Raw genomic sequence first — 13,788 nt, 5'->3', positions numbered from 1 at the left:
CCCATGCAAATTTCCCATAAAGAACGTGGACAAAAAGACGCAAAGGCCAAGCCATTAATTGGCCTATTGTTGTTTCTAATTTCCATAGTGCTATTGGTGGTGACAGGACCCATTGGCTTTCTCTTTGGATTATTTCAACAGCTCTTTTTAAGAGGATTAACCGGGCTTGGGGCGTACTTCCTGGAGCTGGCCATCTCTGTGGACCAGTTGGGCAACGTGCTCATGCAGCACCTCTTTAATTGGCTTTGGATCACCAAGCAAGGTTACGCTTTTGGGAATAGGGATGAGACCATTTCCAGTGCACTGGGAAAGAACAAGCAACTGGGTACGCTGACCCCCATGGGCAAGGCCATTGATCACCTATTGGACATCATAGACCCCAACCACTCCTTGAATTCCATTGATTACTATGTACAACCAGACTCCTAAAATCCAAGTTCTTTCATGCACCCAAAAGAATTTTGTTTCTTTGTCCAACAATTAACGTTTTTATCCTTGTATGGAACTTCTTGGAATTGATATTGGCGGCTCTGGAATAAAAGGCGCTTTGGTAAATGCGGAAACCGGTGAAATGCTTACAGAAAGGTACCGGATACCCACACCTCCCTCTAGAAAACCCGAAGAGATGGCCAATGTCATCAAACAAATTGTTGACCATTTTGAGTATACCGGTCCCGTTGGATGCGGATTCCCTTCCATAGTTAAAAATGGCATCTGTATGTCCCAGGGCAACTTGCACAAAAGTTGGGTAGGAGTTAATGTGGATGAACTTTTTACCCAAACTACAGGCCATGTATTTACAGTAATCAATGACGCGGATGCCGCTGGCTATGCCTCCATTAATTATGGGGTAGGCCGCGGGAAACAAGGTTTGGTAATTATGGTGACCGTGGGCACGGGCCTAGGGAGTGGGGCCTTCTTTAACGGGCAACTGATTCCCAATTTTGAGTTGGGACAAATACCCTACAAAAAGTATGAAAAAATAGAACACTATGCAGCAGACTCCATTAGGGAAAAAGAGGGGCTTTCCTATGAAAAATGGGGCAAACGCTTTAACAAATTTTTACGCTATGTTGAAATTATCGTGAGCCCGGACCTCATTATTGTCGGTGGCGGCATTTCCAAAAAATGGAAGCAGTACGGGCATATCATTGATATTGAAACAGAGGTCGTAAAAGCAGAACTTATGAACCACGCAGGAATCATTGGTGCTGCTGTGTCCTGTTTAAGGGAGCAACACCATGGTCATTTAACCACCTAAACTCACTCAAAAGCTACCAAAAAAACCAGCCATTAGGGCTGGTTTTTTTAGCTGCAAGACATCACCACACTAGGTGATTTTGTTTCTTTTTCTATCCACTTCCTTTAAATAGATTTTCCTTAGCCGTAGATGGTTTGGGGTAACCTCTACATACTCATCTTTTTGAATGTATTCCAATGCTTCCTCCAAAGAAAACTTAATTGCAGGTACTATTTTGGCCTTGTCATCCGCACCGGCGGAGCGCACATTGGAGAGTTTTTTGGTCTTGGTGACATTCACCGTCATATCGTCTTGGCGAGAGTTTTCCCCAATGACCTGACCCTCATAAATATCCTCTCCAGGATTAATAAAGAACTTACCCCGATCTTGAAGCTTGTCTATGGAATACGGAATTGCAGAGCCGTTTTCCATAGATACCAAGGAGCCGTTTAACCGTTGTGCAATCTCACCTTTTAAAGGCTGATATTCCAAAAATCTGTGTGCCATAATGGCCTCTCCCGCTGTGGCGGTAAGCAATTGGTTCCGCAACCCAATGATGCCCCTTGATGGAATGATAAACTCGCATAACATGCGGGAGCCCTTAGCTTCCATACTCGTCATTTCGCCTTTACGGATAGACACCATTTCCACTGCCTTGCCCGATACCTCCTCTGGCAGGTCAATGGTAAGATGCTCTACAGGTTCGCATTTTACCCCATCAATTTCTTTGATGATTACCTGCGGCTGTCCTATTTGGAGCTCATACCCTTCACGTCTCATGGTCTCTATCAACACGGAAAGGTGCAATACCCCACGGCCAAATACCATAAATTTATCGGCACTATCCGTTTCTTCTACCCTAAGAGCCAAATTCTTTTCCAGTTCTTTTTCTAGGCGTTCCTTGATATGCCTAGAGGTCACAAATTTGCCATCCTTGCCAAAAAATGGACTGTCGTTTATGGTAAACAGCATACTCATGGTAGGTTCATCAATAGCAATGGTCTTAAGCCGTTCCGGGCTTTCAATATCTGCGACCGTATCGCCAATTTCAAAACCTTCCATTCCTACAATGGCACAGATATCCCCTGTTTTCACTTCTTTCACTTTTATGCGGCCCAAACCTTCAAAAGTGAACAGTTCCTTAATTTTTGATTTCACGATGCTACCGTCACGCTTCACCAAAGAAATCTGTTGCCCTTCCTTTAAGCTGCCCCTAGTTAACCTTCCAATGGCAATTCTCCCGGTAAAGGAGGAAAAGTCAAGCGACGTAATGAGCATTTGGGTATTTCCAACAGCTGGCTTAAATTCCGGCACATGTTCAATGACCATATCTAAGAGTGGTTCTATGTTTTCCGTCTCGTTTTGCCAATCGTCACTCATCCAGTTGTTCTTTGCCGAACCATAGACCGTGGGAAAATCTAACTGCCATTCTTCCGCACCAAGTTCAAACATTAAATCGAACACCTTCTCGTGCACCTCATCCGGGGTACAGTTTTCTTTATCCACCTTGTTGATGACCACACAGGGCTTAAGGCCCAAATCAATGGCCTTTTGTAGCACAAAACGGGTCTGTGGCATGGGACCTTCAAAGGCATCAACCAATAGCAACACCCCATCTGCCATGTTCAATACACGTTCTACTTCACCACCAAAATCCGCGTGACCAGGGGTATCAATAATATTGATCTTGGTGTCCTTATATACTACCGAAACGTTTTTAGAGGTAATGGTAATGCCACGCTCACGCTCTAGGTCATTGTTATCTAAAATCAGATCGCCCTTGTTTTCATTCTCCCGAAACAGCTGGCAATGATACATAATCTTATCTACCAAGGTGGTCTTACCGTGGTCAACGTGGGCAATTATTGCAATATTCTTGATGTTAGACATAACCTAGATTTTAAGCGCGCAAAGATACTGCTATTTTCTACGGAAATGCGTTTCTGGACATTATTTTTATCTTATTGATTTTGAGGGAGTTCAACGATTATATCCCAAGACAAATCCTAATTTAAAATCAAGAAAAATTCCAAATTCCGTTCCAAAATCGTCCCTGTATACAGAAGGACCTACATTAAAGTTCCATTGAAATCCTTTTTTTCCCGTGCGTTGGATACCGTAAACCGCAGCTAAACCTACCAGGTTTGTAGCTTCCAGATTACCGATAATTGGATTACCGCCTTGTACGAATATCGTTGGAGCCAAATAATTCCCGGTATTTCCCTTAATTCGCTTATCCCGATCTAAGCGTCTTTGAAAATTATAGTAGTACCTGTATTGGCCAACAATGATAGGGTAGACCCCATAGCCGCTTTCAAAAAACGCCGACTCCCGATACGCAAAACCTAAAGCTCCGGAAAGGGAAATCGTTGAGTTTTCGGCGATTCCCATTTCATAGCTGGCCCCTGGCAAAAAAACATCAAGGGTAAACTGGGAAGCCTCTACGCGTTTGTCTTTTTGGGCATGGACGGCAATGATAAAAAAAGTTGAAAAAAGTAGCCATTTGAATTTCATAAAACCAAAGTTTGTTTTAAAGCGAATTAAACTCATTGAGCCAAATTAAAAATAGTTGAGTACTTACTAGTTTCCATTAAAATAATTGTCTTTTTTCTTTCGTTTGGTCAACACCCATCCCAAGGTGAAATTGAGCATAGGACCATAGCCATCACTCACAGTATCCCCTTGGTAATACCCAAAACCTACCTCAGCGTTAAAATTAAAACCGTTCCGGTAGGTACGTTGTAACCCGTAGAGCCCACCAAAAAACTCAATGGCAAACTGGTTGTCGTTTCTAAGGTTTTGGCTAAGCTGTAGGGGGCCCCAGAAGACACTGCGCCCAAGAGCTAGGTAATCCGCAGAATTCCCAATGACATTTTTATTGATATCCAAGCGTTCCTCTATATTGTGGTAGTACCGTACCCTTGTGTTCCAGGCCAAACCACCGGTATACCCCTCTTGATAAAAGGCCACACCTGGTGTTAAACTTGTGGAGGCGCTTACATTTTTAAACAAACCCAGCTCATACCTAAACCCCGTTCCCAAAGTGACCTGGTGCCGTTCTAAATGAATGAGCCCAAACCCTTTTTCTTTCATTCGCTGGGCGTGTGCCGTAGCAAAAAGTAGGAATATCATCCCTACAATCGATAGTTTTTTCATAAAAATAAAAGCTTGTGTTGCTACTCAAACTTAACACAAACAGTTCAATTCCTTCTTGGTTTTGTGATTGTTTAACGCCAGACCATAGAAGACCCAACCCTTGCCAATTCCTCCAATAGGGTCCAAAGAACCCTTGTACCTTTTAAATCCCTTCTATTTTTTCCGGTGTCCTTTTACAATGCAGCACGGGCTAGGGCATGGCTACCTCCCTACACACCAGCGTTTTTCACTAACGATCCAGCCCAAACTGAAGTTGACGACGGGGTAGATACCATTTTCAAAAGGTCCCACATAATAGGCGGCACCGGCATCCACGGAAAAACTAAAACCAGAGTTATAACTGCGTTGTAAGCCATAGACAAGCCCGCCATATCCATGAACTCCATCTACCAGCTCACCCGCAATAAGACGAGCATCAGGGGAGAACAGGGCAATGGTAGGTGCCATATAATTTGCTGAATTTCCATAAATCTGCCTTCCATTTCGCCCCCTTTGTTCAAAATTGTGGTAAAATCTGGTCTGTAGGGTTAGTGCTGGAAAAAAAGTAAGTTCCTCATAGGGATTTTGCAATACCGGGTCCAGAGCCAACTGCCAGGCCACCCTGACATTTAGGGTCTGGTTTACACCAATACCCAGCTCATACTCAAGTCCAGGATTCACTAGGTTGATTTTCCACTGCCTCAACTCACAATTCTTGCCAAATTGGGCATGAAGGCCAAAGGAGGCCAAACAAAGAAAACTTATGAAAAGGTGCCGCATAAGACTGGAAATTGGGTGTATTGATAACAGAACCCTATTGAAAATAGTATTTTTGCGGTAAACTAATTAGCATGCAACTTTCCAACATACCCCAAATTAAACATACCAATAGTGGGCAATTCTTTTTATTGGCCGGTCCATGTGCCATAGAAGGTGAAGATATGGCTTTGCGCATTGCAGAAGAGGTGGTTGCCATTACCGATGAACTTCAAATTCCCTATGTGTTTAAAGGGAGCTTTAAAAAGGCCAATAGAAGCAGATTGGATTCTTTTACAGGAATTGGGGACGAGAAGGCCTTAAAAATATTGAGAAAGGTGTCCGAAACCTTTAAGATACCTACCATAACCGACATACATACAGAACAAGATGCTACCATGGCGGCGGGATATGTTGATGTTCTTCAAATACCTGCGTTTTTGGCCCGCCAGACCGATTTGGTGGTGGCCGCCGCAGAAACGGGCAAGACGGTTAATGTAAAGAAAGGGCAATTCATGAGTCCAGAAAGTATGAAGCATGCCGTGACCAAGGTTACGGAAACGGGCAACGACAATGTATGGATAACGGACCGGGGCACCATGTTTGGCTACCATGATATGATAGTAGATTTTAGGGGTGTTCCTACCATGCAACAGTACGCACCGGTAGTGTTGGACGTAACCCACTCTTTACAACAACCCAACCAATCCTCTGGGGTCACTGGGGGAAGGCCCGCACTCATAGGCACCATGGCCAGGGCGGGCATTGCAGCGGGTGTGGACGGATTGTTTATGGAAACCCATTTTGACCCTTCCAACGCCAAAAGTGATGGGGCCAATATGCTTGATTTGGGTTTGTTGAAAAAACTATTGAGCGATTTAGTGGCAATACGCCAAGTTGTTAATCGTTTATAAGCTCCCAACCTTTTTTTAATGCGATTTTATCATTTTCCCTTCTTTATCCTTTTTGGCTTTCTAGCCTATTCCCAAAACAATCACCCCAAAGTAACGCAGGCAGATATTGACCTAAAAATTTATGAACAAGATACGACCGCCCATGCGGTAGTGCTCTATGAAAAAGGCTATTTTGATTTTCAATTGTTAAACCGGCAAATTTACTTAGTCAAATCCTACGAAATTAAAGTCAAAATATTTGATGACCAGGGCTTTGAAGAAGCGAATATTGAGATACCGCTTTATCACAATGAAAATGCAAAGGAGACGGCATACGATATTAAGGGAATGACCCATAATGGTATGGTTAAAACAAGTCTAAACCAAAATGACATTTTCCAAGAGGATAACAGTGAAAACTGGTCTTATCAAAAGTTTTCGCTTCCTAATATTAAAGCGGGATCTATAATTACATATTCTTACAAGGTCAAATCACCTTTCTTTTTCAATTTAAATGGCTGGAATTTTCAGTCCAACATCCCAAAAATGTATAGTGAGTTCAATGCTGTAATTCCGGGCATGTATTTTTATAATCGAAGTCTCTATGGTGGGCTTCCTTTGGCTATCAAGGAGACTAGTATTAAAAAGTCATGTTTTAACCCTGGGCCAGGATACCCTGTTGTTGATTGTGAAGTTATTAAATATGCGATGAAAGATATTCCCGCATTCTATGACAAGGAGCAGTATATGTTGGCGCCATCAAATTATATAGGACGATTAGATTTTGAACTTGCCACCCATTACCGCTTAAACGGATCTAAGAAACACTACACAAAAAGTTGGAAATCTGTGGACTCTGAGTTTAGAAAAGATAAGGACATTGGGCGGCAGTTAGCTAAAAGTACTTTTTTTGAAAAGCAACTTCAAGAAAATAATTTACAACATGCCAATGAACTTGAAAGCGCTAAAAATATCTTCAACTTCGTTAAAAAGCATTTCACTTGGAATGGCAAGTTTGGGATTTACAAAAACATTAGGGTTAAAGAAGCGTTCAACAAAAAGATTGGAAATATTGGGGAAATAAATATTTCACTGATAAATATGTTGAATGCTGCAGATATAAAGGCCAATCTTATGATGATATCTACGCGTGAACATGGGCTACCCAAAAAATCACAACCTGTGATTACAGACTTTAACTATATCATTGCCAAGGCAGATATTAATGGCAAAACGTATCTTTTGGATGCGAGCGATACATTTACCGCTTTTGGCTTTTTACCCTTTAGATCCTTAAACCACTACGGCAGGGTTATGGATTTTAAAGAGGATAGTTATTGGTTTGATATTCAACCCCAAACCAAGAACAAGGTTGTAATTAGAGGCAATGCTAGCTTGTATCCGGAACTTGGTGAAATAAGAGGAAAAATCAGGGAAATTAATCAAGGGTATAAGGCCATTGCAAAATATAAATTCCTAAAAGGAAAATCGGAATCTGAATATTTAGACCAAATTGAGGAATCTTCAATCTCGGACTTTTATATTGAAAATTATACCCTTGAAAAAGAAAGAAGTAACGAGAAACTGCTAATGCAATCCTATGATTTCGTTATAGAAAATGCCCTAAAAGATGGCACTATATACCTTAACCCAATACTTCTAAAGTTTTTTAAAAAAAATCCTTTTTTAAAGGACAATCGAAATTTCCCCATAGACTTTGGCTACCCTTATAGTTATGAATACAATTTAATCATTGAAATTCCTGAGAAATACAAGTTAATATCCCTTCCAGAAAATAAGGCTATGGCATTGCCAAATTATAATGGAATGCTTGAATTTACTTGTTCGGAAAGTGCGGGGCAGCTAAATGTTCGGTTTATATTTCAATTAAAAAACCACTATTTTGAATCCGAGGATTATAAAGCGATAAAAACGTTTTTCAATGAAGCGGTAAATATTGAAAAGAACTCAGTGGTTACCATTAAAAAAATTTAGGACTCAATTTTTATAAAAGCCCTCATGTCTTACGGAATAGGCGTCACGTAAAACGGCAATAAGGATAGTATCATCAATGTCTTCCAATGTAAGATATCTTAGGGATTTAACCACTTTTCTTTTTTCCGTGACCATGTTATCCAAATGTTTGGTCAAATGTGCTGAGTTCCAAAAACCAACATCAACATAATTCTTTCTGGGCGGTACGTTCAAATAACAAATAGGTGATTTGCCCACATAAAAACATGGAATTCGCCATTTGTATTTTAATTCCGCACTGGGAATGGTCTGCATAATCACCGCCTGTACGTGCAAGAGGATACTCCGATAAGGTTCATTCTTAGAGAGGATGTATTCTTCTGCTGGATTCATGGGTGATGTATTTGCAAACCATTATAAAACTCTTGTTAAAAATAGCAAACCATTTAAAATAATATTTAACTTTGTATTTCAAAGTACTCTTATGATGGACGAAAATAAATATCTGGAAGACATCGGTCAAATCAAGGATTTGATGAATCGTTCTTCACGGTTTCTCTCCTTAAGCGGCTTATCAGGCATCATGGCTGGCCTTTATGCCTTATCTGGTGCTGCTGTCACCTATCTTTTTCTTTTACCGCAACCCGGCTCATACATCACCCTACATAGCTGGAACTTTAAACTGATCATTGCAATTTTATTGGCCGTGGCGGCCCTGAGCATCGTTACAGCATATCTTTTAAGCGCAAAAAAAGCCAAAAAGAACAACGAAAAATTATGGGACGGTACCACAAAGCGTCTATTGATAAGCTTTCTTATTCCGCTGGTTACCGGTGGTATTTATATTCTTATTAAACTCACCAGCCAACATTATGGGCTTACGGGTTCCCTTATGTTAATTTTCTACGGTCTGGCTTTGGTCAACGCCTCTAAATATACCCTTGGCAACATCCAATATTTAGGCTTTGCAGAAATTGCCCTAGGTTTAATGTGCGCTGCTTTACCTGGATACGGTTTTTGGTTTTGGGTGTTGGGGTTTGGTGTTTTACATATTGTTTATGGGGCATTTATGTATCTAAAGGAGCAAAAGAGATAGGATGGGGCTCATTGATGGCATCAATAAACTATTTGACCATAGGATTAGGCTAGGCATTATGTCTATTTTAATGGTGAATGAGCACGTGGACTTCAACCGTTTTAAGGAACTGTTGGAAGTTACGGACGGGAACTTAGCCAGCCATACCAAAACCTTGGAAAATGCCAATTACATACTCGTGGAAAAGTCGTTCATCGGGCGTAAGCCCAACACCAAATATAGGATTACCAAGGCAGGTAGAACAGCCTTTTCCAAACATATTGAAGCCTTGGAACACATCATTAAACAACAAAAATAATTTTTTTATCATTTTACTTTGTATTTCAAAGTACTTTAATTTTAATATATGGAAACACAGAAACTAAACAAAGGATTTGCCCATTGGGTAAGACAAAGTACCACGGCAAGAATGTTAATGATTGGTTTTATCATACTGGTTTTATTGGTTCCCTTACTCTTTATAAAGGACCTTATTAGGGAAAGATCGCTTAGGCAACAAGATGTGGTGACGGAGGTAAGCGGCCTGTGGGGCAAGGAAATCCTCTTTATGGGACCTATTTTAAAAATTCCCTACAATACCTATCAAGAGTCTACCAAAATCATAAAAGACGCTAAGAAAGTAATTACGGAACGTACCAAAAAAATCAACTACGCTTACTTTTTCCCATCTACCTTAGCCATAGACGCCAATGTGGATGCCGTTAAAAAAGACAGAGGTCTGTACGAAACTTCCGTTTTTACCAGTGAAATGAATTTTAAGGGAGCTTTTGAAATGCCCGATTTTGGGTCCAAGGATATTTCAGCAGACGATGTTTTGTGGGACAAAGCATCAATTCTAATGAAAACCAGTAACCTTAAGGGCATAAAGAACCAAATTACCATGCAATTTGGTGAAAGACCGTTGGTATTTTTACCTAAATACCAAGAAAACAACAAGGATATCTACGGAGTGGACGAGCTTGTACTCCATGAGCTACATAGCGGTACCATTAAAGGGTTTACCTCCAGTACCACCCAACTCTCTTTCACTACCCAAATGACGGTTAACGGAAGCCAAAAAATACGATTTGTCCCCATTGGGGAGAAGACCACCCTAACCATGGAAAGCAATTGGGGAGACCCCAGCTTTACCGGAAGTTTTCTTCCAGAGGAAAATGGGCAAGAAAATGTGACCCCAAAAGGCTTTAAGGCACACTGGAAGGTGCTGCAGATCAATAGACAATTTGAGCAGGCTTTCTTTGGCCATTTGCCAGACCTAAGGGAGTTTTCCTTTGGTACCGAACTCTTGGTGCCCGTTGATGAATACCAAAAAAGTGAACGTTCTGCCAAGTATGGGTATTTGGTCATTACATTAACCTTTTTGGTGTTCTTTCTGATACAAACCATCAGCACTATTCAAATACACCCCTTTCAATACTTAATGATTGGGTTAGCCTTGGTGATGTTCTATACCTTATTGATCTCTATTTCTGAACATCAAAACTTTCTAAAGGCCTATACCATTGCCAGTGTTTCCGTGGTGGGACTTATTAGCCTGTATTCCAGAAGCATCCTAAAAAACCGCAAATTTGTGGTGTTGGTCTTCACGTCCTTAACGGCCTTGTACCTTTTTATTTTTGTGATCATACAATTGGAAAGCTATGCCCTATTGGTAGGTAGCATTGGATTGTTTGCCATTCTGGCCACGGTCATGTTTGCCAGTAGAAAAATTGATTGGAACCAATCTTGACCTAAATACCAAAATCTGGCCTCGTCTTACGGGAGTGGCCTCTAAAGACCTTTTATATGGAATTGACCAATGATTTAAGCTCAAGAATTTGCTTTGGGGCTTATACGGTATTACTGGGCTCCGCCATCATTGGAGGGCATTTAACGGCAACATACCTTCTATTTGACCCTAGCATCACCACCCTAAGGGTTTATCTAGGGACCGTTCTTGTAATTCTTGTTGTGAATGCCGTTTATTTTGCAGGTTGTTTGCTGTTGCAGCTTACATCCATCCCAAACAAGAATCAGCTTATTAGGGCTGCATTTAGCCTATTCCTAAATATTCCCGTGGTTATAATTTATCTTTTCATTGTCTTACAAAATGAGCTTTAAACAACTTATCAACCAAAATTTCACAGCAATAGGTGTGGTGACATTGGGAACACTGCTTAGCAGCGTGCTGCTAGCCTTACGTATTAAAGTCTTCCAAGATTTTTTCCTCTTATTCTTAGGATGGAACTTAATTCTGGCATTAACTCCGTTTGTAATTGCACTTGCAACCTACAAATATGTGGAAGCACTAGCCAGACCCTTTATACGGATTCCCATCTTTCTGATATGGCTCTTATTTTTGCCCAACGCTCCCTATCTTCTCACAGACTTTATCCACCTGCGACTTTCTGCAGCCACAACTGTAGTTTTTGACTTTGTTCTTATATTGAGTTTTTCCGTTACAGGATGTATGGCCGGCGTGTATGCTATAGGAATTATGAAACAATTTTTAAACTTGTTCTACAATCCCTTACAAGTTAAAGCCCTAGTGCTGATTTTTAGTTTGTTATGTGGATACGGGGTCTATTTGGGCAGAGTACTTAGGTTAAACAGTTGGGATGTATTTACCCGTCCTGGGACAACTATACCAAAGCTGCTCTCAGGGTTACAAGACCCATTGGCTTGGTTAATGACAATAGGCTGTGGTATCCTTATCTTTTTTGGCCAACGTTGCCTTATGGCAAAAAAGGAGGTTTTACCTCACTCTTAAATGAATGGCATGTAGCGCAATCTACAGCAGGGCTTCCAATTATTTTACCTATTACCCATCAATATAATCCTGGAGGTAGGCATAACGCTCCGTTAATTTGCCGTTATGGGTCATTCTTGCACGTTCTAGTATACCGTCTTTGTCCCCATTAAAAAAAGCAGGTATTACATGGGTAGAAAATGCTGTCCCAAAACCATCACTGGCATCCCGGGGCAATTCTGCCGGCAGGTTGTCCACTGCCATTACGGCAATGGCATTTTGGTCCTTGAAATCTATTTCACTTTCCGTAATGGGGTCATACCCATAAATGGGATCTGCAATGGTAGAAGGGCGTATGGTTGTAGCTACCGGACCATCTATATCACAACTGATATCGGCCACAAGTTTAATCTTAAAGTCTGGATGTTTTGCATCTTGGCGCGTATATAAAAAGGGGGCACCGTCACCATAAAAGTGGCCTGCGATGTAGAAATCCGTTACTCTTGCGAATCTAAAAAAATTGGACTCATACCGCTGCGGATGCTCAAAAAAGTCCGCTTTGTTTCCCCTGGTACCGTCTTTGCGTTTGTTATACTCAGAAGCATCTATTTGGCAATATACCGGTTCCTTAAAATCATCATTTAAGAATGCGGAGACGTTCACTTTTTTAAGGTGCATGGCATCCAGCATTTCTTTGGCACCATTGCCAACCCTTCCCCTACCTGTCAGCAATATCTTAATATTGGGTAATTGGACAGTGCGCAATGCTGTAATGAGCGCTTGTTGGTCTTTTAATTGTGCTGCTTTGGGGAGGTTAAACGCCCCATACTTTAAACCATATGCCCGTACCCCGTTGTACGCTCCCACAATACCGGCATAGCGGCCAAAGGCCACTAAACGTTGCCCTTTGGGATTGGTAATCACCTCATGGTCATATAACTCAATACGCTTGGCGAGAACGGCTCTTAACAAATCCCGATTGTACGATTGTTTTTTTATGGTATGGGAAAAGAAGAAGTATTTTTTGTTTGGAATTAATGCATTAATGGGTACTTCCTTTACCCCTAGCAGCACGTCACAAGATTCCATCCCATCAATAACTGGGATACCGGACTCCCTGTATTCATCATCGGAAAAAACCCTAAGCGGGGAAGGTTCCACAACTATCTGTGCCTTTGGGTACTTTTTTAGGACACTTTGGCAAAGTAAGGGTGACAATACCACACGTTTGTCAGGCGGATTTTTGCGCTCTCTGATAATTCCAATCCTCATAATTGCTTTGGTATAATTATTGACCTAAAATAAGGGGATTGCCAAGGGTACACAAACTTTTCTTTCTTAGGGGGATAAATTGTGTAACTTTGCCCACCTTTTATAAAGCGTTCTTTGAAAAAACAATGGGATAACCAAATTTTTTAAGGTGTTGAAAAATCTTTACATCTGTAACCTATATTTGACCTTTCACCTGGTGAAATCCAATAAAGTCTATTCGTAGAGCTTTGGATGTCACCAAAGTTGGATTTCAAAAATCAATTCTAAGAGGTATTATTCCAATAACGGGGCCGACCGGTTTTGACAGCGAGACCAATGGCGATGTAAGCATGTCGAGCGCTGGAACATAGCTCGTAAAACTCAGGTTTCACACTTTTAATTGGCGATAATAATTACGCTCTTGCCGCATAATCTGAATTATAGTAGGATTTGCCTCGTCCCTACCAGGTAGGGAAGCGAGATGTTCCTGAATAGCCCTTGTTGACGGCGATTCAATTAGGAGCACCAGAAAAGTCAATATAAGGCTGTTGTTCGCTTTGGCAGCAGCACTAAAATTCTAAGAAGCTAAGTGTACGATAGGCGGTTTTTGGTCGGTCGTATATCTAAAACCAAACAAAAACTAAGCATGTAGAAAGCATAATCATTGCTTGTTTGGACGAGGGTTCGAATCCCTCCGGCTCCACTTCAAAAACCA

General features: G+C 41.2%; 15 protein-coding genes and 1 other RNA gene. 10 read left to right on the top strand and 6 right to left on the bottom strand.

All coding sequences use genetic code 11. From position 1 onward, the window contains the following. Window positions 1-3 precede the first annotated feature (3 nt). A complete protein-coding gene (locus tag I595_RS14185; RefSeq protein WP_054560112.1) occupies window positions 4-429 on the top strand; it encodes a hypothetical protein in 426 nt (141 codons plus the stop codon). A gap of 70 nt (window positions 430-499) precedes the next feature. Beyond that, window positions 500-1,261, top strand: a complete 762-nt coding sequence (gene ppgK, locus I595_RS14180; protein WP_054560111.1) for a polyphosphate--glucose phosphotransferase — start codon at window positions 500-502, stop codon at window positions 1,259-1,261. 69 nt (window positions 1,262-1,330) lie between these two features. Here ppgK and typA read toward each other — a convergent pair whose 3' ends face one another. From typA to I595_RS14160, 4 genes are all read right to left on the bottom strand, one after another. Further along, a complete protein-coding gene (gene typA / locus I595_RS14175; RefSeq protein WP_054560110.1) occupies window positions 1,331-3,130 on the bottom strand; it encodes a translational GTPase TypA in 1,800 nt (599 codons plus the stop codon). A 90-nt stretch (window positions 3,131-3,220) separates the two neighbouring features. Next, window positions 3,221-3,754, bottom strand: coding sequence for a hypothetical protein (locus I595_RS14170; protein ID WP_054560268.1), 534 nt, complete (start codon window positions 3,752-3,754; stop codon window positions 3,221-3,223). Window positions 3,755-3,820: 66 nt separating this feature from the next. Then, window positions 3,821-4,396 carry a hypothetical protein gene (locus I595_RS14165; protein ID WP_054560109.1) on the bottom strand — a complete coding sequence of 192 codons (576 nt, stop codon included), beginning with the start codon at window positions 4,394-4,396 and terminating at the stop codon, window positions 3,821-3,823. Window positions 4,397-4,597: 201 nt separating this feature from the next. Then, window positions 4,598-5,155, bottom strand: a complete 558-nt coding sequence (locus tag I595_RS14160) for a hypothetical protein (protein ID WP_054560108.1) — start codon at window positions 5,153-5,155, stop codon at window positions 4,598-4,600. A gap of 71 nt (window positions 5,156-5,226) precedes the next feature. Here I595_RS14160 and kdsA point away from each other — a divergent pair, with 71 nt between their 5' ends. Together kdsA and I595_RS14150 are read left to right on the top strand one after the other, a co-directional pair. Then, complete coding sequence (gene kdsA / locus I595_RS14155; protein WP_054560107.1) at window positions 5,227-6,045, top strand: 3-deoxy-8-phosphooctulonate synthase; 819 nt, start codon at window positions 5,227-5,229, stop codon at window positions 6,043-6,045. Window positions 6,046-6,063: 18 nt separating this feature from the next. Further along, window positions 6,064-8,019 carry a DUF3857 domain-containing protein gene (locus I595_RS14150; protein ID WP_054560106.1) on the top strand — a complete coding sequence of 652 codons (1,956 nt, stop codon included), beginning with the start codon at window positions 6,064-6,066 and terminating at the stop codon, window positions 8,017-8,019. 3 nt (window positions 8,020-8,022) lie between these two features. On the opposite strand, the gene I595_RS14145 is transcribed toward I595_RS14150, so the two are convergent. Further along, a complete protein-coding gene (locus I595_RS14145; RefSeq protein WP_054560105.1) occupies window positions 8,023-8,391 on the bottom strand; it encodes a DUF1801 domain-containing protein in 369 nt (122 codons plus the stop codon). Between the two features lie 94 nt (window positions 8,392-8,485). On the opposite strand from I595_RS14145, the gene I595_RS14140 reads away from it, so the two are divergent. From I595_RS14140 to I595_RS14120, 5 genes are read left to right on the top strand one after another with little or no spacing between them, the layout of a single operon-like run. Further along, window positions 8,486-9,094, top strand: coding sequence for a hypothetical protein (locus I595_RS14140; protein WP_054560267.1), 609 nt, complete (start codon window positions 8,486-8,488; stop codon window positions 9,092-9,094). A gap of 1 nt (window position 9,095) precedes the next feature. Beyond that, a complete protein-coding gene (locus I595_RS14135; RefSeq protein ID WP_054560104.1) occupies window positions 9,096-9,392 on the top strand; it encodes a winged helix-turn-helix domain-containing protein in 297 nt (98 codons plus the stop codon). Window positions 9,393-9,440: 48 nt separating this feature from the next. Then, a complete protein-coding gene (gene creD, locus I595_RS14130; RefSeq protein WP_054560103.1) occupies window positions 9,441-10,823 on the top strand; it encodes a cell envelope integrity protein CreD in 1,383 nt (460 codons plus the stop codon). Between the two features lie 56 nt (window positions 10,824-10,879). Beyond that, window positions 10,880-11,194, top strand: coding sequence for a hypothetical protein (locus tag I595_RS14125; RefSeq protein WP_054560102.1), 315 nt, complete (start codon window positions 10,880-10,882; stop codon window positions 11,192-11,194). Next, entirely contained in the window at window positions 11,184-11,843 is a 660-nt protein-coding gene (locus I595_RS14120) for a DUF1361 domain-containing protein (RefSeq protein WP_054560101.1), read from the top strand. The genes I595_RS14125 and I595_RS14120 overlap by 11 nt, the downstream gene beginning before the upstream one ends. 51 nt (window positions 11,844-11,894) lie before the next feature. On the opposite strand, the gene I595_RS14115 is transcribed toward I595_RS14120, so the two are convergent. After that, window positions 11,895-13,094 (bottom strand): NAD(P)-dependent oxidoreductase, encoded by a 1,200-nt coding sequence (locus I595_RS14115; protein ID WP_054560100.1) that lies wholly within the window; start codon window positions 13,092-13,094, stop codon window positions 11,895-11,897. 286 nt (window positions 13,095-13,380) lie between these two features. On the opposite strand from I595_RS14115, the gene ssrA reads away from it, so the two are divergent. Next, window positions 13,381-13,779, top strand: a transfer-messenger RNA (tmRNA) gene (gene ssrA / locus I595_RS17210). Window positions 13,780-13,788: the final 9 nt, after the last annotated feature.

The sequence above is a fragment of the Croceitalea dokdonensis DOKDO 023 genome (assembly GCF_001306415.1).
In the GTDB taxonomy this organism is placed as follows: Bacteria; Bacteroidota; Bacteroidia; order Flavobacteriales; family Flavobacteriaceae; genus Croceitalea; species Croceitalea dokdonensis.
This window is presented reverse-complemented; position numbering and strand designations above follow the sequence as displayed.